This is a genomic window from Dyella sp. KRB-257 (genome assembly GCF_049445995.1).
Taxonomy (GTDB): domain Bacteria; phylum Pseudomonadota; class Gammaproteobacteria; order Xanthomonadales; family Rhodanobacteraceae; genus Dyella_A.
Genome location: NZ_JBMSDZ010000009.1, coordinates 34,283 through 58,802, shown reverse-complemented (window position 1 = coordinate 58,802; position 24,520 = coordinate 34,283). Strand labels below are relative to the sequence as shown.

General features: G+C 68.0%; 28 protein-coding genes, 2 tRNA genes and 1 other RNA gene. 3 read left to right on the top strand and 28 right to left on the bottom strand.

The window, feature by feature from the left end:
- The first annotated feature begins 12 nt into the window (after window positions 1-12).
- On the top strand, window positions 13-603 hold the full coding sequence (locus ACO2Q2_RS09180; protein ID WP_423255463.1) for a Slp family lipoprotein: 591 nt from the start codon (window positions 13-15) through the stop codon (window positions 601-603).
- 65 nt (window positions 604-668) lie between these two features.
- On the opposite strand, the gene ACO2Q2_RS09175 is transcribed toward ACO2Q2_RS09180, so the two are convergent.
- The 9 genes from ACO2Q2_RS09175 to ACO2Q2_RS09135 all read right to left on the bottom strand — a co-directional run bounded on the left by ACO2Q2_RS09175 (window position 669) and on the right by ACO2Q2_RS09135 (window position 6,622).
- Window positions 669-1,013 carry a histidine triad nucleotide-binding protein gene (locus tag ACO2Q2_RS09175; RefSeq protein ID WP_423255462.1) on the bottom strand — a complete coding sequence of 115 codons (345 nt, stop codon included), beginning with the start codon at window positions 1,011-1,013 and terminating at the stop codon, window positions 669-671.
- 19 nt (window positions 1,014-1,032) lie between these two features.
- Entirely contained in the window at window positions 1,033-1,437 is a 405-nt protein-coding gene (locus tag ACO2Q2_RS09170; RefSeq protein ID WP_423255461.1) for a GNAT family N-acetyltransferase, read from the bottom strand.
- Between the two features lie 4 nt (window positions 1,438-1,441).
- Window positions 1,442-2,041: a recombination mediator RecR gene (gene recR / locus ACO2Q2_RS09165; protein WP_423255460.1), complete on the bottom strand. Its 600-nt coding sequence runs from the start codon at window positions 2,039-2,041 to the stop codon at window positions 1,442-1,444.
- A 372-nt stretch (window positions 2,042-2,413) separates the two neighbouring features.
- On the bottom strand, window positions 2,414-2,737 hold the full coding sequence (locus ACO2Q2_RS09160) for a YbaB/EbfC family nucleoid-associated protein (RefSeq protein WP_423255459.1): 324 nt from the start codon (window positions 2,735-2,737) through the stop codon (window positions 2,414-2,416).
- Between the two features lie 20 nt (window positions 2,738-2,757).
- The gene (gene dnaX / locus ACO2Q2_RS09155; RefSeq protein WP_423255458.1) at window positions 2,758-4,455 is read right to left on the bottom strand and encodes a DNA polymerase III subunit gamma/tau; all 1,698 of its coding nucleotides are present in this window, start codon (window positions 4,453-4,455) and stop codon (window positions 2,758-2,760) included.
- Between the two features lie 239 nt (window positions 4,456-4,694).
- Window positions 4,695-4,791: signal recognition particle sRNA small type (gene ffs, locus ACO2Q2_RS09150), an RNA gene on the bottom strand.
- 96 nt (window positions 4,792-4,887) lie between these two features.
- A tRNA-Ser gene (locus ACO2Q2_RS09145) sits at window positions 4,888-4,980 on the bottom strand.
- Between the two features lie 122 nt (window positions 4,981-5,102).
- Window positions 5,103-5,861 (bottom strand): MBL fold metallo-hydrolase, encoded by a 759-nt coding sequence (locus tag ACO2Q2_RS09140; protein WP_423255457.1) that lies wholly within the window; start codon window positions 5,859-5,861, stop codon window positions 5,103-5,105.
- The gene (locus ACO2Q2_RS09135) at window positions 5,858-6,622 is read right to left on the bottom strand and encodes a 3-deoxy-D-manno-octulosonic acid kinase (protein ID WP_423255456.1); all 765 of its coding nucleotides are present in this window, start codon (window positions 6,620-6,622) and stop codon (window positions 5,858-5,860) included. The genes ACO2Q2_RS09140 and ACO2Q2_RS09135 overlap by 4 nt, the downstream gene beginning before the upstream one ends.
- A 55-nt stretch (window positions 6,623-6,677) precedes the next feature.
- Between ACO2Q2_RS09135 and ACO2Q2_RS09130 the strand changes: the two genes are divergently transcribed.
- Window positions 6,678-7,718 carry a glycosyltransferase family 9 protein gene (locus ACO2Q2_RS09130; RefSeq protein WP_423255455.1) on the top strand — a complete coding sequence of 347 codons (1,041 nt, stop codon included), beginning with the start codon at window positions 6,678-6,680 and terminating at the stop codon, window positions 7,716-7,718.
- Between the two features lie 228 nt (window positions 7,719-7,946).
- Here the strand turns inward: ACO2Q2_RS09130 and ACO2Q2_RS09125 are convergent, their stop codons facing one another.
- From ACO2Q2_RS09125 to hisS, 4 genes are all read right to left on the bottom strand, one after another.
- Complete coding sequence (locus tag ACO2Q2_RS09125; protein ID WP_423255454.1) at window positions 7,947-8,345, bottom strand: DUF6165 family protein; 399 nt, start codon at window positions 8,343-8,345, stop codon at window positions 7,947-7,949.
- A 76-nt stretch (window positions 8,346-8,421) separates the two neighbouring features.
- Window positions 8,422-10,320 carry an HAL/PAL/TAL family ammonia-lyase gene (locus ACO2Q2_RS09120; protein WP_423255453.1) on the bottom strand — a complete coding sequence of 633 codons (1,899 nt, stop codon included), beginning with the start codon at window positions 10,318-10,320 and terminating at the stop codon, window positions 8,422-8,424.
- Between the two features lie 90 nt (window positions 10,321-10,410).
- Window positions 10,411-10,707: a GIY-YIG nuclease family protein gene (locus ACO2Q2_RS09115; protein ID WP_423255452.1), complete on the bottom strand. Its 297-nt coding sequence runs from the start codon at window positions 10,705-10,707 to the stop codon at window positions 10,411-10,413.
- A 238-nt stretch (window positions 10,708-10,945) separates the two neighbouring features.
- Window positions 10,946-12,331: a histidine--tRNA ligase gene (gene hisS / locus ACO2Q2_RS09110; protein WP_423255451.1), complete on the bottom strand. Its 1,386-nt coding sequence runs from the start codon at window positions 12,329-12,331 to the stop codon at window positions 10,946-10,948.
- Window positions 12,332-12,494: 163 nt separating this feature from the next.
- Here hisS and ACO2Q2_RS09105 point away from each other — a divergent pair.
- A tRNA-Pro gene (locus ACO2Q2_RS09105) sits at window positions 12,495-12,571 on the top strand.
- A 506-nt stretch (window positions 12,572-13,077) separates the two neighbouring features.
- On the opposite strand, the gene ACO2Q2_RS09100 is transcribed toward ACO2Q2_RS09105, so the two are convergent.
- The 15 genes from ACO2Q2_RS09100 to ACO2Q2_RS09030 form a co-directional block, all read right to left on the bottom strand.
- Window positions 13,078-13,389: a head-tail connector protein gene (locus tag ACO2Q2_RS09100; protein ID WP_423255450.1), complete on the bottom strand. Its 312-nt coding sequence runs from the start codon at window positions 13,387-13,389 to the stop codon at window positions 13,078-13,080.
- 9 nt (window positions 13,390-13,398) lie between these two features.
- The gene (locus tag ACO2Q2_RS09095) at window positions 13,399-14,904 is read right to left on the bottom strand and encodes a terminase large subunit (RefSeq protein ID WP_423255449.1); all 1,506 of its coding nucleotides are present in this window, start codon (window positions 14,902-14,904) and stop codon (window positions 13,399-13,401) included.
- A complete protein-coding gene (locus tag ACO2Q2_RS09090) occupies window positions 14,901-15,356 on the bottom strand; it encodes a hypothetical protein (protein ID WP_423255448.1) in 456 nt (151 codons plus the stop codon). The genes ACO2Q2_RS09095 and ACO2Q2_RS09090 overlap by 4 nt, the downstream gene beginning before the upstream one ends.
- A gap of 41 nt (window positions 15,357-15,397) precedes the next feature.
- Window positions 15,398-15,766 (bottom strand): HNH endonuclease, encoded by a 369-nt coding sequence (locus ACO2Q2_RS09085; protein WP_423255447.1) that lies wholly within the window; start codon window positions 15,764-15,766, stop codon window positions 15,398-15,400.
- A complete protein-coding gene (locus ACO2Q2_RS09080) occupies window positions 15,741-16,904 on the bottom strand; it encodes a phage portal protein (protein ID WP_423255446.1) in 1,164 nt (387 codons plus the stop codon). Before ACO2Q2_RS09080 ends, ACO2Q2_RS09085 begins: the two co-directional genes overlap by 26 nt.
- Window positions 16,901-17,434, bottom strand: a complete 534-nt coding sequence (locus ACO2Q2_RS09075; protein ID WP_423255445.1) for an HK97 family phage prohead protease — start codon at window positions 17,432-17,434, stop codon at window positions 16,901-16,903. The genes ACO2Q2_RS09080 and ACO2Q2_RS09075 overlap by 4 nt, the downstream gene beginning before the upstream one ends.
- Window positions 17,418-18,650: a phage major capsid protein gene (locus ACO2Q2_RS09070; protein ID WP_423255444.1), complete on the bottom strand. Its 1,233-nt coding sequence runs from the start codon at window positions 18,648-18,650 to the stop codon at window positions 17,418-17,420. The genes ACO2Q2_RS09075 and ACO2Q2_RS09070 overlap by 17 nt, the downstream gene beginning before the upstream one ends.
- 190 nt (window positions 18,651-18,840) lie before the next feature.
- The gene (locus ACO2Q2_RS09065; RefSeq protein WP_423255443.1) at window positions 18,841-19,029 is read right to left on the bottom strand and encodes a hypothetical protein; all 189 of its coding nucleotides are present in this window, start codon (window positions 19,027-19,029) and stop codon (window positions 18,841-18,843) included.
- The gene (locus ACO2Q2_RS09060) at window positions 19,026-20,378 is read right to left on the bottom strand and encodes an AAA family ATPase (protein ID WP_423255442.1); all 1,353 of its coding nucleotides are present in this window, start codon (window positions 20,376-20,378) and stop codon (window positions 19,026-19,028) included. The genes ACO2Q2_RS09065 and ACO2Q2_RS09060 overlap by 4 nt, the downstream gene beginning before the upstream one ends.
- The gene (locus ACO2Q2_RS09055) at window positions 20,365-20,925 is read right to left on the bottom strand and encodes a hypothetical protein (RefSeq protein ID WP_423255441.1); all 561 of its coding nucleotides are present in this window, start codon (window positions 20,923-20,925) and stop codon (window positions 20,365-20,367) included. Before ACO2Q2_RS09055 ends, ACO2Q2_RS09060 begins: the two co-directional genes overlap by 14 nt.
- Window positions 20,922-21,116 carry a hypothetical protein gene (locus ACO2Q2_RS09050; protein WP_423255440.1) on the bottom strand — a complete coding sequence of 65 codons (195 nt, stop codon included), beginning with the start codon at window positions 21,114-21,116 and terminating at the stop codon, window positions 20,922-20,924. The genes ACO2Q2_RS09055 and ACO2Q2_RS09050 overlap by 4 nt, the downstream gene beginning before the upstream one ends.
- The gene (locus ACO2Q2_RS09045; protein WP_423255439.1) at window positions 21,113-21,337 is read right to left on the bottom strand and encodes a hypothetical protein; all 225 of its coding nucleotides are present in this window, start codon (window positions 21,335-21,337) and stop codon (window positions 21,113-21,115) included. The genes ACO2Q2_RS09050 and ACO2Q2_RS09045 overlap by 4 nt, the downstream gene beginning before the upstream one ends.
- Window positions 21,338-21,456: 119 nt before the next feature.
- Window positions 21,457-22,140 carry a hypothetical protein gene (locus ACO2Q2_RS09040; protein ID WP_423255438.1) on the bottom strand — a complete coding sequence of 228 codons (684 nt, stop codon included), beginning with the start codon at window positions 22,138-22,140 and terminating at the stop codon, window positions 21,457-21,459.
- A complete protein-coding gene (locus ACO2Q2_RS09035) occupies window positions 22,137-23,342 on the bottom strand; it encodes a phage integrase (RefSeq protein WP_423255437.1) in 1,206 nt (401 codons plus the stop codon). Before ACO2Q2_RS09035 ends, ACO2Q2_RS09040 begins: the two co-directional genes overlap by 4 nt.
- A gap of 347 nt (window positions 23,343-23,689) precedes the next feature.
- Window positions 23,690-24,499 carry a ferritin-like domain-containing protein gene (locus ACO2Q2_RS09030; protein WP_423255542.1) on the bottom strand — a complete coding sequence of 270 codons (810 nt, stop codon included), beginning with the start codon at window positions 24,497-24,499 and terminating at the stop codon, window positions 23,690-23,692.
- Window positions 24,500-24,520: the final 21 nt, after the last annotated feature.

Genomic DNA, 24,520 nt, shown 5'->3' with positions numbered 1-24,520 from the left:
CTGGAGAAACCCATGTCCGTCTACCGATCGATCACGCTGGCTTCGGCCGTCGCCCTGCTCGCCGCCTGCGCCACGGTACCCAAGCCGCTGGAAGGCACCTATACCGACATCTCCACCGCCAGCGCCCAGCAGGGCGGTGCCGGCGGCACCCGCGTGCGCTGGGGCGGCGAGATCATCAAGACCGAGCCGGGTCCGCAGCAGACCTGCTTCTACCTGCTGTCGCGCCCGCTGGATTCGCAGGCCCGCCCGCGCTCGGCCCGCAGCGGCGACGACAAGACGCAGGGGCGCTTCGTGGCGTGCCGCGCCGGCTTCTACGATCCGGAAGTGTTCACCCGCGGGCGCGAGGTGACCGTCACCGGCACCCTGCATGGCATCGTGTCGCAGAAGGTGGGCGATTTCGACTACGCCTATCCGCGCGTGGAGGCCGACGTGGTCTACCTGTGGCCGCGCCGCCCGGCGGTGGTCCATTATCCGCCGGGCTTCTACGACCCGTTCTGGGGTCCGGGCTTCGGCCCGTGGGGACCGGGCTACTGGGGCAATCCCTACTGGTACCAGCCGCGGGTCATCGTGGTGCCGGCACCGCCGCCCCCACCCAAGAAGTAAGCCCTGCGCACAGCAAAACGCCGGCCTCGCGCCGGCGTTTTTTCATGCGTTGCCGGGAGCGTGGATCAGCCGGGCGGCCAGCTCAGCCTGCGCCCCGCCAGCAGGTGCACGTGCAGGTGGTAGACCGTTTGCCCACCGTGGGTATTGCAGTTGATCACCGTGCGGTAGCCGTCCTGGGCGAAACCCTCCTGCCTGGCGTAGTCCGCGGCGGCCAGCAGCACCTTGCCGAGCAGGGCCGCGTCCTCGGGCGTGGCGTCGTTGAGCGTGGCGATCGGCTGCTTCGGAATGAACAGCACGTGCACCGGCGCCTGCGGATTGAGGTCGCGGAAGGCGAGCACGTCGTCGTCCTCGTAGACGATGTCGGCGGGAATCTCGCGCCGGATGATCTTGCCGAAAATGGTGTCGCCCATGGTGTGACTCCCCGTTCGTTCAAAGCCGCAGCAACATGCCGTGCGCCCCCGGCGCCACCCGCTTGAAGCCGAATTTCTCGTAAAGCCGGTGTGCCGTGCCGTCGGCGATCAGGCCAACCATCGCGCGCGCCGGCGCACGTGCGTGCACCTCGTCCATCAGCGCCTGCATGATGCGCCGCCCCAGCCCCTGGCGCTGCCACGCCGGCGCCACCGCGATGTCGACCACGAACAGGAACAGGCCGCCGTCACCCACCACGCGCCCCATGCCGACCAGTTCGCCGGCATGGCGCAGGCAAACCGAGCACCAACTGGCCGGCAGGCCGAGCCGCGCACCTTCGGGTGTCATGGTGCTGAGCCCGGCGGCACTGCGCAGCGCGAGGTACTCATCCTCGCCGGGAATCGCCAGCGAAAGCTCGGGCGTCATCGACTCACTCCAGCGCCTGGCGGCTGCCGAAGGCGTGCGCCAGCGTGCCGCGATCGACGTATTCCAGCTCACCGCCCAGCGGCACGCCATGCGCCAGCCGGGTGGCCCGCACGCCGCCGGCGCGGGCGAGCTGGGCAAGATAGTGCGAGGTGGCCTCGCCCTCCACCGTGGGGCTGGTGGCGATGATCAGTTCCTCCACCTCGCCCTCGGCCAGCCGCTCGGTCAGCAGATGCAGGCCCAGCTCGCGCGGACCCAGGCCATCCAGCGGCGACAGCCGGCCGAGCAGCACGAAGTACTGCCCGCGGTAGCCGGTGGCCTGCTCGACCGCGGCAAGATCCGTGGGCGATTCGACCACGCACAGCACATGGCGGTCGCGGCTGGCGCTGGCGCACAGCGGGCACACCGCATCCTCGCTGAAATTGCGGCAGCGGCTGCAGTTGCCGATGCGCTGCATCGCCTGCTCCAGCGCACCGGCCAGCTTCAGGCCGCGCTCGCGTTCGCGCTCGAGCAGGTGGAAGGCCATGCGCTGCGCACTCTTCGCGCCCACGCCGGGCAGGCAGCGCAGCGCGTCGATGAGTTCGGCCAGGAGGGGGGAGCTGGACATTTGTTGAGGAGGAAATGGGAAATCGAGAATGGAAAATCGAGAATGGGGAGTCGGGAGTCGGAAATACTGCAGCTTCATCGCATGAGGGTTGACGTTGGCCGGGGCCCACCTCCACTTGGCAGGTCCTCAGCGTCATTCCCGCGAAAGCGGGAATCCACGGTGCTCTTCAACATCCAGGGCCAGTGGATTCCCGCTTTCGCGGGAATGACGGCACGCTGGGAAGGGGCGTTTGACGATCTATGGTCCAAGGTCGAAGCCACCACGCTATCGCTTCATCGCCATCGGCACGCCCGTATCCGGGGAAATCGTTCGGAAGCACCTCAACTCACAAGCCGACTCGATTCTCGGCTCCCGATTTCCGATTCCCGACCCTCAAAACGGCATCTTGAAGCCGGGCGGCAGGTTCATCCCGGCGGTGACCCCGCCGAGGCGGTCCTTGCTCGCCGCCGCGACCTTGTTGACCGCGTCGTTCATCGCCGCAGCCACCAGATCCTCGGCCATCTCCGGATCGTCGGCGAACAGCTGGCGGTCGATCTGCACGCGACGCACTTCGTGCGCACCGGTCATCACCACGGTCACCAGGCCGCCGCCGGCGCTGCCGGTGACTTCCATCCGCGCCAGTTCCTCCTGCGCGCGCTTCATGTCTTCCTGCATGCGCTGGGCCTGCTGCATGAGCTGGCCGATCTGTCCTCTCATGGGTGTACTCCGATGTGTGCTCAGCCCGACATGGGCTTGATGGATTGCGGTACCACGCGGGCGCCGAAGTCGCGCTTCAACGCCTGCACCAGGGGGTCGTCCTCGATGGACTGTTCCGCGCGCGCCTGCGCGGCGCCGCGCGCCTCGGCCGCCCGTGCCGCCGGCGTATGGCTGGCCGCGCTGGCGTCGCTGACGAAGCGCAGGCGGATGCGCTCGCCCAGCGCCCGCCCGACCTGCTCCTCCATCTGGCTCACCATCGGCTCCACCGCCAGGTGCATGTGCGATGCCTGCAGCACCAGGGTCAGCGTCTGGCCGTCGCGTTCGCGCAGGGCCGCGTTCTGCGCCAGCTGGCCGAGCGGACCGCGCAGGCCGGCCTGGTCGATCAGCGCGGCCCAGTCCGGCAGGCCGCGCGCATCGAGCGGCACCGCGGCGCGCGGCGGCGCTGCTGCTGGCGCGGGGGCCGGTGCGACGACTGCGCGTTCGACCGGCGCAGCCGGGGGTGCCGCCACCGTCGGCGCGGCGGGCGGGCGTTCCATCGGCGGCCGCACCGCGCTGGACACCGAAGCCGCGGCCGGCGCCACCCGCGCCGGCGCCGAGCGCACCGACGGCGCCGCGCCGTCGGACGTCTCGCCGGGACGGAACGCCAGCATGCGCAGCACGGCCATCTCGAAGCCGGTGCGCGCATCCGGGGCGAGTGTGAGGTCGCGGCGGCCGGTGGTGGCGATCTGGTAGTACAGCTGCACGTCTTCCGGCGCGAACTGGCTCGCCAGCTCGGCCAGTTCCGCGGCGGCGCTGTCGTCGCCGGACTCGGGCCGATAGCCCGGCACCAGCTGCATCAACTGGATGCGATGAAGCACCGCGGCGACGTCGTCGAGCACACCGCCGAAATCGGGCGAGTAGGAGGCGATGCGCGCGCACTCAAGCATCAGCGCCTCGCCCTGCCCGGCCGCCAGCGCCTGCAGCAGGCCCAGCACCTGGCCGCGCGCCACGCTGCCGAGCATGGCGCGCACGTCGTCGGCCTTGAGCGCGCCGCCGCCGTAGGCGATCGCCTGATCCAGCAGCGACAGGCCGTCGCGCAGCGAGCCGTCGGCGCCGCGCGCCAGCTCGACGATGGCCGCGTCCTCGTAGGCGATGTTCTCGGCGGCGAGGATGTGCCGCATCTGTCCGGAGATCTGCTCCGGCAGCAGGCGCTTGAGGTTGAACTTCAGGCAGCGCGACAGCACCGTCACCGGCAGCTTCTGCGGGTCGGTGGTGGCGAGCAGGAACTTCACGTGCGGCGGCGGCTCCTCCAGCGTCTTCAGCAGCGCGTTGAAGGCCGGCTTGGACAGCATGTGCACCTCGTCCACCAGGTACACCTTGAAGCGGCCGCGCGAGGGTGCGTACTGCGCGTTCTCGATCACCTCGCGCACGTCGTCCACGCCGGTATTGCTGGCCGCGTCGATCTCCAGCAAGTCGACAAAGCGCCCCGCGTCGACCGCCGTGCAGACCGAGCACTCACCACACGGGTCGGCCGACTCGCCGCGTTCGCAGTTGAGCGATTTGGCGAAGATGCGCGCGATCGTCGTCTTGCCCACCCCCCGGGTGCCAGTGAACAGGTAGGCGTGGTGCATGCGGCCGGTGTCGAGCGCGTTGGTCAGCGCGCGCACCACGTGCTCCTGCCCCACCAGCTCGGCGAACTTGCGGGGGCGCCACTTGCGCGCGAGGACCTGATAAGACATGCGTTAAAGCCTGCTCGTGACGTTCATGCGCCGCCCGCGGATGCGGGCCGCCGCCCGCTGCGGTGTCGATACCCGGCGCAGGCGGCGGCGGAACGCCGGCGCGACGAGCGATGGGTCGACTGATCTTGGGGCGAGTCCCGATTGTGCCAAGTCGACGCCGGCAAGTCAGCCGTCGTCATGGTCGCGGGATCGAAACGCCGAAGCACGCGGCGCACGAGGCGACCCCGAAAAGGTGGCGGCCCCGCCAGCCACACCCCGGCACCCGAATCATCCACTACCGTTGCTTCCTTCCGGACCTGGCGGGGTTTGCGGACTATCGTCGCGGGGGGACCGACGGGGCCACCATAGACGTGGGCTGTTGGGCCCTCGCTCGCCGATCGAATCGGCGAACTTTCAACTTTGCGCCAGCGTTTGGCTGTCGCGCACCTCAATTGGCGGAGAGGGCGGGATTCGAACCCGCGATACGGGGATAAGCCGTATACACACTTTCCAGGCGTGCTCCTTCAACCACTCGGACACCTCTCCGCACGCAAAACCTTTACTGCAACCATCCGCACCGGGCGGGATGGTTCGGCCCGGCAAAGAGGCGGAAGAATAGCGGCAGGCCCTGAACGAGACAAGCACGGCGAGGTTCAGCGCGGCGAGGTTCAGCCCGCGTCGGCACGCACCGGCGGCGGGGTGGCCAGGGCGAGACGCTCGCCGGCCCGCGCCACGGCGTAGCCACGCGCGGCCAGCGCGTCGCCATCGGCAGCGCTGGCATAGTGGTAAAGCACCAGCCGGGCGCGCAGCGCGGCATCGTATTCGCGTTCGATATCGTCGATGCCGGTGTGCGAGGGATTGCCCAGCATGCCGCAGTCGTGCGCCACCCGCGCGTCGCCGACGGCGTGCAGCGCGAGCATCTCGGGGATCGGCCGGGTATCGCCGGTGTAGACGAAGCTGCCGTGCAGGGCCACGCCGAATGAGGTGCCAGGCCGGTGGTGGCGCGTGCCGAACACGTCGAACCAGTAACCGTCCAGCCAGAAGCCGCGGGTGCACGGGACCAGCTGGAACGCCTCCCAGAAGTTCGCCCCGCCCTCGGCCAGGGCACCGGGGTAGTCGGCCACGCGCATCTGCAGCCACGGCAGCAGTTCGGCGTGCAGGAACACCGGCACGCGTCCGCGGCGCGCCGGATCGAACCACAGCTTGAAGAACAGCCGCTCCAGCCCCGCCACGTGATCCATGTGCGTGTGCGTGATGTACAGCGCGGGCGGCACGCCACCGTAGGCGGCGTGGTAGCGGTCCAGCGTGTCGGGGCCGCAGTCGATCAGCAGCAGCGGCGCGCCGTCGCGCTCCACCACCACCGCGGACGAGCCCAGCTCCACCGCATGCGCCGCCCCCGTGCCGAGGAAATGCAGCGCCCAACTCATGCGCCGAGGATCCGTTCGTAACCGCGCAGCACCGCGGCCCACACGTCGCGATCGAAGGCTTCCTCGCGGCCTTCGGCGGCACCGAGCTTGATCAGCGAGCGGCGCAGGCGCTGCAGGTTGGCCTGCCGCCAGCCGTCGGCCGGTACGCGCAAGCGGCCGCGGTCGAAATCGATCAGGTACAGACCGTCCGGCGCGATCAGCACGTTGTGCGCATTGAGGTCGGCATGCCAGACACCCTCGCGATGAAAACGCGCCACCAGCGCGCCCACCTCCTCGGCCAGTTCGCGGGCGATGCCGACCACCGTCATGCGGTCGGCCAGCGTCTCGCTGCGGGCGATGCGCCGGGTGATCAGGTCCGCGCTGTACCACAGGCCGCGGCGGCGATAGCGCACCGCCACCGGCGCGGGTGCCGGCAGGCCGAGCCGGCCCAGCGCCTGCAGCAGGCGGAACTCGGCGAAGCAGCGCGTGCGCGAGGCGCCGGTCCACAGGTAGCGATCGCCCATCAGCACGGCCACCGTGCCGCCACGGCGGTAGTGCCGCAGCACGCATTCGCCGACGGGCGTGTCGATCACCGCCACGCCGCCGCGTCCGCCCGGCTGCGCCTGCAGCACGCCGTGGCGACGCCAGTGATCGGGGTCGAACCAGTCGTGGTCGACTTGTGGCGACACCCCGGGGTCGAACAGAATCACGCCTTCCGCATTCCGGCGGAGCTGTTCCCGCACGATCGTGCCCGGCATGTCTGGCGCGCTGTCTGCATTCATGGCCCGCCGATTCTAGCCCAAGCCGATCTAGCCCAAGCCGCCCCAGCCCAAGCCGATGCCCGCACCCGCCTCGATCTGCCTGCTGCGCACCTCCGCCATCGGCGACGTGACCCATGTCGTGCCGCTGGTGCGCACCCTGCAGCAGGCGCTGCCGCAGGCCGCACTCACCTGGATCGTCGGCAAGCTGGAACGCCGCCTGGTGGGCGACCTGCCGGGCGTGCGCTTCGTCACCTTCGACAAGGGCGCGGGCCGCGCCGGCATCCGCGCGGTGCATGCCGCGCTCAAGGGCGAGCGCTTCGACGCCCTGCTGCAGATGCAGGTGGCGCTGCGTTCCAACCTGCTCAGTCTGGGCATCCGTGCCGAACGGCGCATCGGCTACGACCGTGCACGCTCGAAGGATCTGCACAGCCTGGTGGTCAACGAGCGCATCCCCGCGCGCAGCGGCGAGCACGTGCTCGATGCCATCGGCAGCTTCTGCGAGCCGCTGGGCCTGAAGCAGACCCAGGTGCGCTGGGACATTCCCATCCCGGATGCGGACCGCGAGTGGGCGCAGCAGCAGCTGCCCGGCGAACGCCCCACGCTGCTGGTAAGCCCCACCTCCAGTCACGCGCTGCGCAACTGGCGCGCCGAGCGTTACGCGGCGGTGATCGACCACGCGATGGACAAGGGTTGGCGCGTGGCGCTGGTCGGCGGACCGTCCCCGCAGGAGCGCGCGATGGCCGATGCCGTGCTCGCCGCCGGCAGGCATGCACCGCTCGACCTCACCGGCAAGGACACGCTCAAGCGGGCGCTCGCGCTGTTCGCCCGCGCGCAGCTGCTGCTGACGCCGGACTCCGGCCCGATGCACATGGCCAACGCGGTGGACACCAAGGTGCTCGGCCTGCACGCGGCCAGCAACCCGGATCGCTCCGGCCCCTACTCCGACCGCCGCTGGTGCGTGAACCGCTACGACGACGCCGCACGCCGGTTTCTCGGCAAGCCGGCCAGCGAGCTGGCCTGGGGCGCGAAGATCGAGAAACCCGGCGTGATGGACCTGATCACGGTGGACGATGTGATCGAGCGCTTCGAGGCGTTCGCCGCGGCGCGCGGCTTCTGACCCCACCGCCGCCTGTAGGAGCGCACCCTGTGCGCGACCGGACGCCCGCTGCCGCAGCTACATCTCGTCGCCCACAGGGTGGGCTCCTACAGGAGAGGCCGCACATCCCTGCGCAAACCGCCCAACCGCGCGTAGGAGCGCACCCTGTGCGCGACCGGACGCCCGCTGCCGCAGCCGGTTCTTGTCGCCCACAGGGTGGGCTCCTGCGAAGGTGCGGCAACGCCCGGATCAGGAAGCCCGGTAATCCTGATAGGACTTCTCTTCCACCAGCTGCGAGCCGAGCTTGAGGTTGATCTCGCGCTTCACCGCGGCGCGCTCGTCGTTGCGGAAGTACACCGCACGGGCCAGCTCGATGAACTCGGCATCGAAGGCCTGCGCCTTTTCCTTCAGGCGGATGCGGTCCTCGATGTCCCACAGCGCCTGGTTCACCGCCAGCAGGCGCCCGCGCGCGTCGGCGATGTCGGTGTGCGAGGCCGGATGCGCGGCCCAGGTGGCGTTGAGCAGGTCCAGCTCGGTGCGCACGTTGACCAGCTTGGCCGGGTCGCGGATCTGCTGCGACTTGATCTCCAGGATGGTGATCTTGTCGATCAGCTCGCCGAAGGAAACGGGGGTCTGGATCAGGCTCATCGAAAACTCCGCAATCGGGCGGCGCGCCGGGCGGCGCACCGGGGAAATCAGCACCACAGGATAACCGGGCGCCGCCTCAGGACGCGCCGTCCAGCAAGGCGCCGTGGGCAACCAGCTCGCACACCGAGCGCACGTCGCCGTCCATCGCGCGGTCGCGGTGCATGAAGCCGATGTGCTGGCGCAGGCGCTCGTGCGCGCGGCGCACGGCGGCGCCGGCATGGTAGTCGCCCACCTCGGCCAGCGCTGCGGTGAGCGCCTTCACCTCGTCGACGAACTGCGCGTGGTGCGGGCTGTCCTCGCGCGGCGCGTTGGTGATCTTGGCGGCCAGCGCGCGCCAGTCGCCGCGGGCGGCCAGTCGGCGCGCGGCGTTGAGCATTTCCTGGCGGTAGTCCAGCGCCTGCGCGGCGGTGTACAGCTCCAGTGCCAGCACGTGGCCGAGGTCCTCGCACATCTCCAGCACGTGGCGCGCCTCGTTGGCGCCCATCGACACGTGGTCCTCGGCGTTGGCGCTGGTCGGCACCGAGTACACGCTGGCCGGATGCGCCCGCGTGGCCAGGTCGTTGACCAGCGCCGCGGCGGTGTACTGCACGATCATGAAGCCCGAATCGGTGGCGTCCTCGTTGCCGGTGAGGAAGGCCGGCAGGCCGTCGTTGGTGGCCGGATCCACCAGCTTGGCGAGCCGGCGCTCGGAGATCGAGGCCAGCACCGGGATCGCCGCCTTCACGTAGCTCATCGCCAGCGCCAGCGGCATGCCGTGGAAGTGGCCGGCCGAGATCACCTGCTCCTCGATGAACTGTGCGGCCTCGTTGTCGGGGAAGATCAGCGGGTTGTCGGTGACTGCGTTCAACTCGATGTCGAACACCCGGCAGGCCTGCGCCCAGGCGTCGCGCACCGCGCCGTGCACCTGCGGCATGCAGCGCAGCGAGTAGGCGTCCTGCGGCTGGTGCTTCTTGCCGCCCTTGAACGGCAGGAAGCGACTGTAGAACGCCTCGCGGCCGTGGCGCTGGTTGGCCGGCACCCATTCCCATGCGATGTCGAAGCTGAGCGACTGGTCTTCCGGCGTGCTCCACGCATCGGACGTCCACTGCCGGAAGCGCGGCACCAGGTGGTAGGGAATGTCGACCAGGGTCGAGCCTTCCAGCAGCTCGCGCACCCGCGCGGCCGTCTCCACCTGCCCCGGATGCGGGCGCAGCGCGTGGACCTCCTGGCGCAGCGCGCCGCTGCGGCCGGCGAAGGCATCCAGCGTCATCGCCGCGGCGAGGTCGGCGGTGTCGAGCAGGCGCTCGAGCGTGTCCAGCGCCAGCGCACCGGTGGCCAGCATCTGCGCGGTGCCGTTGTTCAGCGCCAGACCTTCCTTGAACGACAGCCGGATCGGCTCCAGCCCCGCCCGCCTGAGCGCCTCGGCGCCGGGCATGCGCTCGCCCCGGTAGAAAGCTTCACCACCACCGAGCAGCACGATCGCCAGGTGCGACAGCGGCGCCAGATCGCCGCTGGCCCCGACCGAGCCCTTCTCCGGCACCACCGGCACGATGCCGGCGTTGAGCATGGCGGTGAGCGCTTGAAGCGTGGACACGCGGATGCCGGAATGGCCGCGCATCAGCGTGTTGATGCGGATCACCAGCATCGCCCGCACCACGTCCTCGGCAAACGGCCTGCCCACGCACACGGCGTGGGTGATGATCAGGTTGTGCTGCAGTTCGTCCAGCAGCGTGCCTTCGGGCTGGTGCGGGTTGCCGCCCGGCAGCTCGTCGCGCAGGCGGTGGGCGCCGAGCAGCTTGTCGGCGTTGGAGCCGAAGCCGGTGGTGACGCCATAGGTCGGCTCGCCGCAGCTCACCTTCTCGGCGAGAAAATCCGCCGCGCGCTGCACGCGTGCGAGCTGGTTCGGATCCAGCTGCACCGACGCGCCGCCGCGGGCGACGGCAACCAGTTGCTTGCGGGTGAGGCTGCTGCCGTCCAGGGTGATGGTGTGGCTCACGGAACGCTCCAAGGTGTTGATTGCTGCGCGGCGCCCGGGGCGCACTCGCTCGCTGCTTACTATTCTGCCGAGTCAGGTACCAGACATCTGCTAATCCAGAATGTCGCTCCAGAGGTCGCGCCAGCGTGGATTGACGCTCTCGATCAGCTCAAGCTTCCAGAGTCGATTCCACTTCTTGAGTTGCTTCTCGCGCATGATCGCTGCGGGAAAATCAGCGTTGAGCTCGAACCAGACCAGATGCTTGATGCCGTAGCGATGGGTGAATCCTTCGACCACCCCTTCGCGGTGTTCCCATGCGCGCCGCTTCAGGTCGCCGGTCACACCGATGTAAAGGGTGCCGCGCTCGCCGCTGGCCATGATGTAGACGGCCGGTTGTTTGGAAGGCATCCGTGTCTTCTTATGGTTGTGGCTTATTGCTTGGCGATCGATTGACGGCGATCGCTCCATCTATCCTCACGTCATTCCCGCGCAAGCGGGGCTCTCAACAGACGAATGTCTGGTCATCCATTTTCGCCTTTGGCGGCAAGAGCAAGATGGATTCCCGCTTGCGCGGGAATGACGGCGAGGAGGGTTTTGGAATGACGGCGCGGGCCGGCTCGGCACGACGCCCCAGAGCCATCGCCCCTCACCCCATCACCGCCGCCTGCTCCAGCTCAACCCGCAACGCCTTGATCAACTCCCCGCGCGCCACCTCGAACTGGTCCTCGCGGCGCAGGTCCTTCACCGTCACCACGCCCTTGGCCAGCTCGTCTTCGCCCAGCACCAGCACGAAGCGGATGCCGGCGCGGTCGGCGTACTTGAACTGCTTGCCGAGCTTGCCGGCCTCCAGCACCACCTCGGTGGCGATGCCGGCGCTGCGCAGTTCGCTGGCCACTGCCAGATAGGCGGGCAGCTGCGCCTCGTCCATCTGCGTCACCAGCACGTCCACCGTGCTCTGCGCGGTGTTGACCAGGCCGGCGTCGCGCAGTTGCCAGTACAGGCGGGTCAGGCCGATCGAGATGCCCACGCCCGGCAGGTGCGACCTGGTGTACTGCCCGGCCAGGTTCTCGTAGCGGCCGCCGGAGCAGACCGAGCCGATCTGCGGGTGGTCGTTGAGCGTGGTCTCGTAGACGGTGCCGGTGTAGTAATCCAGGCCGCGGGCGATCGAGAGGTTGAGCGCGTAGTGCGTCTCCGGCACGCCGAAGGCGTGGATCAGGCCCAGCACTTCCTTCAGTTCGGCGCGGCCCTGCTCCATCGCTTCGGGGCCCTGGCCCAGCGCATCGAGCTTGTCGTACGCATCCTGCAGCGAGGTGGAGCGCAGCTGCACGAAGGCGAGAATCTGGTTGGCCACCTCGGCGCTGAGGCCGAACGCCTCGCCGGTGAGCGCGTCGCGCACGTAGTCGGCGCCGCGCTTGTCCAGCTTGTCCACCTCGCGCAGCACCAGCATCTGCTGCTCGGCGTCGGCGATGCCGAGCTTCTCGAAGTAGCCGCGCATCAGCTTGCGGTTGTTGAGCTGGATGGTGAACGCGCCCACGTTGAGCTCGCGGAACACGCTGTAGATCACCGCCGGCACCTCGGCGTCGTAGCGGATCGACAGGCTGTCCTTGCCGATCACGTCGATGTCGCACTGGTAGAACTCGCGGAAGCGGCCGCGCTGGGCGCGCTCGCCGCGGTACACGCGCTGCATCTGGTAGCGGCGGAACGGGAAGCTGAGCTCGCGCTCGTGCTCGGCGACATAGCGGGCCAGCGGCACGGTGAGGTCGAAGCGCAACGCCAGCTCGGGAACCCCGTCGGCGTCCTTCTCGGCGTTGAGCGCGCCGGTGGACTGCACGAAATACACCTGGCGCTCGGTCTCGCCGCCGGTCTTGGTCAGCAGCACGTCGGAGTATTCGATCACCGGGGTCTCGATCGGCAGGAAGCCGAAGCGCTCGTAGTTGCGGCGGATCGTGTCGAGCATGCGCTGGAACGCGATCTGGTCGAGCGGCAGCAGCTCGAGCACGCCGGGCATGGTGCGGGCCGGGGTAAGCGCCATGGGATCCTCTAACTTTGCGGTGACGGATGGCCGTGAATCGGCAGCCCGCAAGATTAGCAGATGGCCGGCGCGGCTCCCCGCCGCACGGACGCTCGCGGCACCCTGCCCGGCACCCTGCCCTGTTGCCAAGACCGAGGGGCATCGCTAGAATGCGCGGCTCCCACGGGGTGTAGCTCAGCCTGGTAGAGCGCTACGTTCGGGACGTAGAAGTCGCAGGTTCGAATCCTGTCTCCCCGACCAAGAAAAACAATGACTTAGGCCACCTTCCCCGGTGGCCTTTTTCGTTGGTAACAGCGTGGTAACAGCAAAAAACAAAGCCCCGCCAGCGCACGGCATGGCGGGGCTTCGACATGGTCAGCGAGGGGGAAGCGCCCGCAAGGGCAAACCCCCGCCCCATGCTGCGGCGGTTGTTCATGCCCCAGCACTCACCGCTTGCCGGGGGCGGACGGGAATCTTCTTTCGCTGCGAGCCCGTGCCGCCTTTCCTCGCAGCAGCTATTGGGTGGACGTGGTGACCAAGGTCGGCATGCGGTCGAATCAGCCTGCGGTCGAAGGTGCCCTCTTGAGCACCGCCTTGATCGTGTAGGCGATACCACGGAACAACACGTTCTGGACGTTTTTATACGCTTAAACGTTTATACGCCTAAACGTTTATACGCTTAAACGTTTATACGTTTATACGTTTGGACGTCTATACCGATGCACGATGCTCGATCGTCACCCAATGGCGCAGGTTGCCGGCGCGCATCACGCCACCGCCAGTTCGCGGTAGGGCCACAGCAGCCGGTCCAGGGTCGGGTTGTGGACGCGGGCCACGCCCACGAACTGCCCTTCGCGGTTGGCGTACAGGTCGCCCACGATCAGCAGGATCGCCACCTTGATGGATGCCGGCACGGCCACGTCGGCGCCCGCTTCGTCCTGCCAGGGCACGGGGCGCTTGATGAACTTCTCGACGTGCTCGCGGGCGGCCGTGATCAGGGGAGTGATCAGGCTGTCGTCTGCCGTATCGTCCACGCGCAGGTGCAGTTTGGCTTCGTCCAGGGATACGGGTTCGGTCATGGGGTCACCTCACAGGAAAAGGAAGCCGCGTTCGGCGTAGGGGTTGGCGGGGATCGGCTCGGCGGTCTGGGCGGCGCCCATCGCCATGGCCAACGCCACCATGCCGTCAATGCGGCCGGTGGCGCGGCTCTTGTCCAGCTTGCGACTGCCGGCCGGGTCTTTGGTCACCACGGCGTTGGCGGCGCACAGGGTCAGCACCGGGTGCATGCCGTGCGCCATGCGGCCGTTGACCAGTTCCGCCTCCAGTGCGTCGACGGCCGGCCCCATGTCCTTGTAGCCCTGCCCGAACGGCACCAGCGGCAGGCTGACGCCCAGCGCGGTCAATTCGCGCTGCAGGACGTCCATGCGCCAGCGGTCGTAGGCGATCGCCTGCACGTCCAGGGCGGCCGTCAGCTCCGCGAGTTCGGCGGCAACGTGGGCATAGTCGACGCTGGCGCCCGGCGTGGTGCGCAGGAAACCTAGCCGCGCCCAAGTGGTGTAGTCGGTGCGATCCCGGCGTGCGCGCTCGGCCAGGCCCTGTTCCGGCGCCCAGAAGTAGGGCTGTACCTGCCAGACGTCGCCCACTTTCCCCACCAGGACAAAGGCGGTCAGGTCGCAGCGGGCGGACAGATCCAGGCCGGCGAACACCGGGCCGTCGAAGGGTTCCGGTTCGGCGCCGTTATCGCGCCAGACGCCCGGGCTCACGAACGGGGATTCGGTCGACACGCGCTGGTTCAGCAGCAGGTTGCGCGCCATGTTCTCGGCGCTCGGCATGCGCTTGGCCTGCTTCATCTGCTCGGCCAGATCGTCTTCGCCGCGGAAGAGGCCCAGCGCCGGGTTGGCGGCTCGCCAGGCGTCGCGGTCGTCCAGCTCGCACCCGGCCGGCGCCGCGTGCAGGTGGCACACGATGCGCGGGTCTTCGCTGGCCAGGGCATCGTCAAGCCAGACGCTCAACAGGTCCGCATCGCTGGCCGCTTGCGTGCTGATGACCAGCAGCAACGGTTCGGCGTGCGCGCCCTGACTGGTCACGATGGCGTCGATGAACTCGCTGCGCGGGCCGCGTACCTGCCCAGCCTCGTCCAGGATCGCCAGCACCGGGGAAAGGCCGTGGGCGGTCTTGCCGTCCGCCGCCAGCGCCCGGAGCTCGGTATTCAGCGGCAGCCCGATCAGCCGCTTGCCGCTCGGCACGATGCGCACGATGGATGCCAGCTTCGGGTTGAGCTGCACCATCTTGGCCGCCAGGTTGAACACCAGCGCCGCTTGGTCGCGACTCATCGCGCCCGACACAATCTGCGCGTTCTGCTTGGCCTCCGGTCCGACCAGGTGCGCCAGCAGCAGGCCGGCAATCAGACCCGTTTTTCCATTCTTACGGGAAATGGACAGATAGGCGCGGCGCGTGCCTGCCGGGTTGTCGTACACCTCCCGGATGAATTGCCGCTGGAACTCGGCCAGCACCATCGGCTGCCCCACCTTGGCGCCGTCCGGCGTCAGGCAGTAGCGCTCGATGAACTCGATGATGCGGGCGGCGCGGCTCACGATACGATGCGCAGCGTGGGGATGAGGGGGTCGGCTTCCGCCTCGGCTTCGCGTTCCAGCTCCAGGGTGTTGCCCTGATTCTGCACGCGGCCTTGCGTGGCCTCGGCGTGGACGTGCAAGAGGGTCGACAGCGCCGACGCTCGCTTGATCAGCCGCTCGACGATGACGTGCTTGGGGTTGGGCTTGCCGTCGATGACATCGCCTTCGGCCGCGATCTCGACCAGCAGCCGTTGCACGTCGCACTGCGCCCGCGCCAGGGTCACCGCGTGGGCCAGGTCGGCATCGTTCCACCGGTGGCGGGGTCGGTTGCGCATGATCGCCTCCCAGAACGGCGTGCAGGCGTCCGGGAGCGTGATGTGGGCCGGAACCGGCAGGGGTCCCAGGGCGATGTTCTGCGCCGCCTGCACGGCCGCTGCGGCGCTGTCGGAGCGGGGATTCCTCGGGCGGGTCATGTAAGCCTCACTTAGCAATGAAAGAAAGGGGAACGCCCGGTCTAACGCCGCTCGGTTCCCCGTGATTTCGGGTCGGCATTCCATGGGTGGCGCTCGTCCATCGGCCAGCCGTTGACGTCGCAGCCCTTGAGTGGACGCCAGACGCCCGTGGCCATGTAGTGCTGGTCACGCGCGGTCTTCTCGCTATGGCACTCGTGACACAGGGGCTGCAGGTTGTCCGGGCTGTTGTCGCTCGGGTCGCCGCTGATATGGTCCACGTCCGTGGCCGGCACGCTCTGGCCCCGGCGTGCGCAGTACCGGCACAGGGGTTCGCGGGCCAGGACGCTGGCGCGCAGCTTCTGCCACCGCGCACTGTTGAGCGGGATCGTTCGGCGCGGGTCCGCGTTACGCCCGGTTGGGTTGCTTGGCATCGTCGATTCCCTCCACGGCAGGCAGGTTTTCCAGTTGGCGGGCCTCGCTCGGCAGCATCCAGCCAGCCTCGATGCCGGACTTGTAGAACGCGGCACGGTTGGCGCTATCGCCGCGCAGCAGCCCTTCCACGTTGTGCTCGGGGAAGTAGGTGCGGCGGCCATCCTCGCTCAGTAGCTGCGTGCTGATGGCCTGCTCCCAGGCGACCAGGTGGCGGCGCAGGGAGTGCGTGACGAACCAGCGGTTCATCTCCACGGAGTTGGAGTAGTTGGCGTGTGTCAGGTCGCCGATCATGACCGGCGGCACCCGGAACAGACGGGCCACTTCCTGCACGCTCATCTGCCGGGCCGCGATCCACTCGGCATCCTCCAGGCTCATGCTGAAGGGCTGGAACTCCATGCCGCTTTCCAGGATCGCGACCTTGCCGGCGTTGGGGCCGCCCGCGTACTGCGTGCCCCAGGACGTGCGCAGCCGAGCCATGGCGTCCGGGTCCATGACACCCGCCAGCTTCAGGGCACCCGCCAGCTTGGTGCCGTTGGCGAAGGTGCGCGTGCCGTGCTCCAGCTCGGCCAGGGCCAGCCCCAGGGACTCGCGGGCCACGCTGATGCGGCTCTTGCCGGTCAGGCCGTTGTCGCTGCGATCGCGCAGGTGGAGCACCTCTTCCTGCAGCAGCCGGCGCATGCGGCCGTTGTCATCCTGCACGTCATAGGCCAGGCGGCCGTTGTCCAGCTTCAGGACCGTGACGCGGGTCGGGTGGATCGGCTTCAGCTCCCGCACGCGCCCGGCGCCGTCGAACAGGACTTCGGCGTAGCCGTTGCCCCGCAGCAGCATGTGCGCGGTCAGCGTCTCGCGAAACTCCAGCGCCGTCTGGATGCCATTGGGGGCATCGTGCAGCAGCTTGTAGAGCGCATGCTCGGGGGCGCGTTCGCGGCCCGTATCGCTGCGCTTGTAGATGATCAGCGGCAGGCTGCCGATCGTCTCGGCGATCGTGCTCACACAGGCGTAAACCGCCGCCAGCGATTCGGCCGTGTCGGCCGTGACAATCTGCCCGCTGGTGGTCGGGCCGATGCCGAACAGTGTCCCGGTCGTCGGGTCGGCGATGCTGGCGCTGCGGGTCTCGCGCCGGAAGGGCCATTTCATCGCACGGTCTCCAGCCAGTGGCGCAGCAGCGCCAGGTGATCGGCGCTCTGGCGCGAGCGCACCGCCACGCTGGTCTGCTCGTAGGCGGGCCAGCTCTGCACCACGGACACCTCGTGCAGGTCGACGCTGCGCAGCTCGCGCGTGTTGCCGCTCCAGTGGTCGCCACCCTCGGGCACCACGAACCCGAAGCTCATGCCGCCCAGGTCGCCGCGTTCGGCCAGCGCCAGCAGATCACGGCCCGCTTGCGTCTCGGGCAGGGCCAGCTCGAAGGCCAGGCCCTCGGCATCCTCGCGCAAGGTCAGCGTGCCGGACTTGGTGCGGCCCAGCACCGCCTTGGGGTCGTGGTCGGCCAGCGCCAGGATGTCCGCCCCGGACGCCAGCGCACGGGTGAAGGCGCCCGGCGCGATCGTTTCCACGAACGTGCCGATGCGCGCCTCCACGCCGTAGCGGGCGACGTAGCCGACCAGGCGCCGGCCGCTGGCGCGCAGCTCAGCGGCGGCCCGACGTTCAACCTCAGGCGATGGCGACATCATCGGCCACCACGAACGCCTCGGGGTGGCGCACGGCGACGTCGCAGGTGGCCATGGCCCGCACCAGCACGCCGCCGCGCGCGTAGGCGGTCGAATCGTACGGGTTGACCAGGATGTCCAGCTCGGACCAGATGCCCAGCATGGCCTGCGCGAAGTCGCCCAGGATCAGGCGGCCGGTATTGGGGCTGCCGGCCTTCTCGGGCACCTGATTCGTGCTCGACAGCGGAATGTCCGCCACCCGGCCGTGGGTCAGCAGGAAAGGCAGCGCATCGGCCGTCTGCACGCTGGCAAGCTTGGTCCGCACCCTCGGGCTGGTCAGCCAGTTGGCCGCCGTGGCGTTCACCAGGTCCAGCTTCTCCAGCATCGCCAGGACGGCGGTCCAGGTGAGCGTGGCCAGGCTTGCGGTCTGGATGCCGCTGGTCGCCAGGATGCCGGTCGGCTCATTCGTGCCGCCGCCCATGATCAGCGCCGCGTCGATCGCCTGCGCAATGCCGAAGCTCAGGTCATCGCGCAGGAGCTGCTCGACGTCCGGGCTGGATTGCTGGATCAACTGGCGGCTCATCTCCGACAGGGCGCCAACATGCTTGGGGGTCAGGCCCACCGAGTCGAAGCTCATGTCGGACGTGCTCAGGGCGCCGTTCTCGGCCACCCAGCCGCTGGTGGTGCCCGAACCGAACTTCGGGATGGACACGTCACCGGACAGGCCGGACAGCACCCGCACGCCCAGCTTGCGCGCCAGCAGTTTGTTGCGCAGCGGCTGGATGTACTGGTCGGGGCGATGGTCGGTCGGGACGACCGCGCCGGCACCGGTGGTCGTGTTGACGCGCTTCTCCAGTGCCGCCAGCGGCACCAGGGTGCCTTGCGCCCTGCGCCCACTGCGGCGCTGCGCCTCGGCGTGGTATTCGGCTTCCGCCCCGCTCGGGCTGCGCCCTTCCATGCCGGCGCGGATCACGCTCAGCAGGGACACGCTGCGCTCCAGGTCGGCGAAGCTCTTGTCACCCTGCACCGGCTCGCCGCCCATGCGGCGCTCGGCCTCGGCCATGAACGCGGCCCGGGTCTCGTCCGCTTCCAGGCGCTCGATGTCGACCTTGAGGGTGTCGAAGGATTTCGATTCGTCCGCGTTGAGCGAACGCTTCTCGGATTCGGCCTTGGCCAGCAAGGCGCGGCACTCCGCCACCTTGCTTGCCTTGGCCTCGCGAATACTCGCAAGGTTCATCGTTTGTCACTCCGTCTGCAGGGAAGTAGCTGCCTCACGGCAGTTGCCTATGGATATAGCCGAAACGATAGGTACTGTCAATGACAAATAACTGGTGCACGGGTGCATTCCCTATGCGTGCACCCGTGCACCAGTTTTTGCCGCCCTTGCCGGTGGAGCCCGACCCCACGTAGAGCGGCACCGTCGACCTTCAGCGCGTCACCTCGTTGTCGGGCCACTCCGACGCGAGGGCCAATAGCTCCCGCTTGTGCTGGCGTAGCAGATCGATCAGCTCCGGGGGTGTGTCCGGCTGGATACCGTCCACGATCAGCTCCCCGCCTTGTCGGTGCAGCACCAGCCCGGCAGCCCAGCACAGCAGCAGTGTCTCGATAGGGTTCATAGCACCAGCCTCCCACCGCCCGGGTCCCGGTGCGCCGAAGGTGCGCGAAGATTCACGTCACTCTGGCGGTGAGCACCTTCAGCACCTTCGGAAAATTGAGCATCTTCGACACCCTCGGGAACCCGCACGGTTGACCGAAGGTGCTCATCAGATGCGAAGGTGCTCACCTGTTTTTTGTTCGGGGGTGCGTGAGCACCTTGGTGCGCACCTTCGACGGGCTTCGGGTCAGGAAGAGCCCAGAACCATCGAGAATCCTCAAACCCGTTTTTCCTCGACTTCGCTCCGATCTCCTCCTTCGCTCGACGAACGGTCGCCCAGGTGAAACCCGCGTCCCTCGCTTCCGCCTTGATCTCCTCCGTAGCCACTGGACCGGGCTGCAGCAACTCCATCAAGAACTCGGCGGCTCCGTCGCGTGCAGGTGCTGCGCGGTCCTCGCGGGGGGCTTCCGGTTCGGCCAGCAGCTCGCGGGCTGTCCCTTGCAGCTCACAGCCCCAGACAATGCGGCTGGCGATCAGGCCGTCATAACCGGGCAGCTCGGTCTGCTCAAAGGCGTAGGCGTAGCCGCCACCATCCGGGCCGATGTTCGACTTCGCGCGGGCCAGCACCATGTTCTGCGTGCTGTCCTCGCCCTCCTTCTGCCGGACCGTACCCATGACCACGCGGGCCAGTGCACCGAACGCCAAAGAGCCGCTCACGCGCTCCAAGGGCTCACGTCCGCCAGTGCCCTTGCTGTAGTGGGTGATGCCCAGCAGCGCGGCGTCCAGGCGGGCGGCCAGGTCGACCAGCGGAGCCAGGCCGCGACGCACTTCGGCGTTCTTGTGCGAGTCGCCGCCGACCGCCGACACCAGCGGATCCACCACGATCAGGGCGATGTCCTTGATACCCTTCGCCGCGATGGCGAGCATGGCCACGTCACGCGATGGATCGAACGGGCGGCGGTAGTCGCCCTCGTCGATCGTGTCGCGCACGAAGTGGATGCGGGAGCGATCAGCGCCGGCGGCGATCAGGCGCGGCACCAGCGTGTCGCGTGGGTCGTCCTCGCCTGACCAGATAAGCACCGAACCGCAGCGAGGCTTCCAGCCAGAAGGCAGTGCCGTGCTCGCACTGACAGCCGCGGCCACCGCCATGGCCAGGGTCGTCTTGCCGGTGCCGGGGGCACCTGCGAGCACATGCAACTTGCCGCGTGCCAGCCAGCCCGGCCAAAGCCAGCGGATCGCCTCGGGCTTCAGTTGGTCGGCGCCGATCAGCTCGACCCGCGGACCGGTGGGCACCTCGATGATCGGATGGCGCTGCGCCTCGCAGTCGGCCCAGTCGTCGAAGCTATCGATGTAGCGTTCAGGTGCGTTCATTGAGCACCTCGCCGCAGTCGAACACCTTCAGGGCGGCCACCCGCATGCGGGTCAGCTCGTCGTCGTCCAGCGCTTCACCGTCGCCCATCTTGTTGGCTGCGATCAGCACCACGGCGGCCTCGTGCGTCAGTACCTCCAGGGCGGCCCGCCAGCGCGGAAGCATGGCCGCTTGCCGCAGTTGGCTCCGTTCGATCGGCGTCATCGTGCGCAGGTCGCGCCGCACGAACAGGTCGCCCATCTCCAGGCCGATGACGTGCAGGTTCTCTTGCACGCTATGCCCACAGAAAAAGTGCAGCAGGACGGTCCCGTTATCCCCCTCGGTGGCGGCGCCCTTGTAGGACTTCGTACCGCACACGGCACAGGTGATCCGCGCCCCCTTGCTGGTCCGTTGCGCATGGTGGCCGGTGGCCGCCTCGTGGGCGGACAGGAACCTTTCGATCGGCCGGACGTTGATGCTAGGATGCCGATGCAGCCCGCCGCCTTTGGTCTGCCTTGCTGTTGCAAAGCCCGCCCTGCTCGGCGGGTTTTGCTTTTGTAGGCCGCTCATTGGCGCACCTCCACGCGGTATTCGACCAGCACCCGCTGCAGGCCCTCGACCGTGGTCACGATCTCGCCGCTGTCCGGCCGGATGGCGCCGTATTGCACGGCGGCGCCCAGGTCGCCCAGGCGTCGGCAGGCTTCGATGATGTCCCGCGCGATGTTGGAAGGATCGCGGGGAAGCATGGCGCGGGCGTTCATGCGGTCACCTTGGCGCGAGCCTGATAGCAAACGGGTCGCCCGGCGTCCGATTCGGCCTGCAGGTGGTCCACCCAGGCCTGCACGTCAGCCGGCCTTGCGAACCGGCGACGTCCTACCAGAAACGTTTTCAGGTGGCCCGCGTTGATGGCCGCATAGATCAGCGGCGGAGCCTCGCCGGTCAGCTCGGCGATGTCCTGCATGGATAGTTTCAGTTTCTGCATTGCACTCACCTTTTGCGTTATTCCGCCACGTTGCGCGGCGGCGTGAGTGCAATGCTGTTAGCGGCGCCCCTTTGGATCACTCAAAAAGCCAGGCAGAAAAAAAGCGGCATTTTTCTGCCTCATTTTTTCGGGGTGGCATAGATTGAGGTATGGGAAAAGTTCCAGCTCGACCATGGATGCTCCCTGCCACGCTGAATCCAGTACCTGAGGCTGCCTTTCTCCCAGCCGGTCAAGTCGAATACCGCGGCCAAGCAATCCGCAGCAAAGCCGGTGTCGGAGACAGGGAAGTCAAGCCCCCGCATGTGGAAGGTGTTACCGACTGAGCACGCAACAGACGCTTGCGCGTTCACCTTGTCCAATTTCGGCAGGGTTTTCGAAGCCAAGATCGCCGCCGCATGCACCTTACCCAGCGCGCCGACGACCTGTCCTCGTTCAGCGCATGCTTCAATGAAGTAGCTGATGGGGGAATGCTTGTCAGCCTCACCCTCCCCAGCAGCCACGGCGGCGACACATCGGTAGAGATACGCAAGCGCATCCAAATCAAGCCCTTCGAAAGCCTCGACCAGCTTTCCGGCGGCAGTCTGCAGCTTGTCCATCGCTCGCTGCCTGTCCTTGTGCCCGCGGTCCTCTAGCGGCTGGAAAGTCGCCGCACTCTCCGCCGCAGATTCCAGCATGGAAATAAACCACTGCCGGTCCTCTAAATAGAATGGCGCCGCTCTATTTGCGTCGCCAAACTTTTGATTGAAGGCTTCGTCGTACCCCCGTTCTATGTACTCTCTCGCGGCGTTACTGAAACTGGTCACCTTGCACCTCCCACCAGCATCTCCACCGCCGCGGCCTTGTGCTCCGGGGCCAGGTGCGCATAGCGCAGGGTCATCTTGATGTCGCCGTGCCCCAGCAGCTCGCGCACGGTGTTCAGGTCCACGCCCGCCATGACCAGCTTGCTGGCGAACGTGTGCCGCAGGTCGTGGAACCGGAAGTCTTCCAGGCCGGCTTTCTCCATGAGTCGGCCCCACGCCTTGGCCGTGCAGATCAGGTTGAACAGGCGCCCTTCCGGTTGCTGCTTCTTCCACCGCTCCAGCACCGCCACCGCCTCGCTGTTGAGCGGGATGTGTCGGGCCTTCCCGCTCTTGGCGTAGCCGGCGCGCACAGTGACGCGCTTGGCCTTCAGGTCGACGTCCGCCCATGTCAGTTGCGTGATCTCGCCCCGGCGCATGCCGGTGTTCAACGCCAGCAGCGTCATGGGCATGATGTGGTCGGCGTAGCCCGTGATGGGTTCCAGCGGCTCCCTGCCCCGTTCCTTGCGCCAGGCGTTGCCCGACAGCCGCCGTTGCCTGAAACGGGCCTCTCGCAGCTCCAGCGTGGCCCTGAGCGCCTTCTCTTCAGCGGTGGACAGGTAGCGCACCCGTTCCTCGATCTCGCGCTTGATGCGCTTCACGCCCAGCAGCGGGTTGGACTCCAATAACTCCCACTCCACGGCCTTGGATAGCGCCGCCTTGATGCGGTCCAGGTCGCGGTTGACGGTCGCCGGGTTGGTGCCGGCCCGCAGGCGCTTGGCCTTGAACCGGTCGAACTCCGCGCGCGTGATCGCGGTCAGCGGCTCGTCGTACAGGTATTCGAAGTGCTTATTGATCAGCGCCACGGTGGCCTTGCCAGCCTTGGCGGTCGCCTCGACGTGCGGCGCGTAGTGCTCGCGGATGAACTCGCCAAACGTGCCCGGCTTGTTGCTGCGCTTTTCGATCACTGCCAGCGGGGCGCCTTCCTTGTCGACCTCGGCCAGCAGTTGGCGGGCGCGCACCCGCGCAGCCTCGACAGTGACCGCCGGCCACTTGCCCAGCGAGCGGGTGGTTGATCGGTCCCATTGGACGTTGAAGGTCTTCACCCCGGACGGCTGCACGCGAACATGCAATTGCGGGACCTTCGTGTCCCACAGCCGGTAGGGCGACGTCGCTGGCTTGGCGCCCTCAACGACAAATGGCGACAGCTTCACGGCTTGTTTGACCATGGCCCTCAGTCCCGTAACAGCACGGTAACAGCAGATGCCATGTTATCGCGAAATGAAGCGAAATTGCGCGACCAGTGGAATCAATGACTTAGCGCCTAAGTGACTGATGCCAAAGGCCCCAAAATCACGTTCGGGACGTATAAGTCGCAGGTTCGAATCCTGTCTCCCCGACCAAAATTCGATGAAAAAGCCGGCCACGCGCCGGCTTTTTTGTGCCCGCTGCCCACCGCTGCAGATTGCTAAACGGTTGGGCGGTGATGCCAAGTGGCGCAAAGCCTGCGCCGGCAGGGCCTGCGGGCAAGAGCGGCCACCGCCAGCGGCGACTCGACGATGGTGTAACGCAACACTCAAGCGTTGGCGGCAAGCATGGCCAACTGATCCATCTCCGCTTCGTCGAAGCCCGCCTGCAATCGCGCCGGCCGATTGAACGGACCGCGCAGGGTGGCGCCCATGTAGGTGCGCAGCAGCTCGATGAAGGCGGCGCGCGGCTCGATGCCGTCGCGCGCGCAGCACCAGTGGAACCAGCGCGTGCCCGCGGCGACGTGGGCGACCTCCTCGCGCAGGATCAGTTGCAGGATCTCCACCGTCCGATGATCTCCCGCGCCGCTGAAGCGCTCGATCATGCCCGGTGTCACGTCCAGCCCGCGCGCCTCCAGCACGCGCGGCACCAGCGCCATGCGCGCGGTGTCGCGGTGGGCGGTCTTCTCGGCCATTTCCCACAGGCCGTTGTGCGCATCGAAGTCGCCGTAGCCGTGGCCGAGTTCGGCCAGCCGCTCGTTCAGCAGGGCGAAGTGGCGCGCCTCGTCGTGCGCGCAACTGGCCCAGTCGCGGTAGTACTCCGCCGGCATGCCGCGGAAGCGGTAGACCGCATCCCACGCCAGGTTGATCGCGTTGAACTCGATGTGCGCCACCGCGTGCACCAGCGCCGCGCGTCCCTCCGCCGTGCCCAGTCCGCGCTGCGGCACCTGCCGCGCCGAGACCAGCACGGGACGCGCGGGGCGGCCCGGCGCACCGATCGGCCGCGGCGCCGGCGCGCCGGCATCGGGCGCCAGCTCGCCGGCCTGCAGCGCCTGCCACGCGGCGTGGGTCAGGCGCAGCTTTTCCGCCGGATCGGCGGCGTCGAGGCAGCGCTTGGCGGCGGCGTGCATATCATTTATCACGGCAAGTCTGGAAGGGCG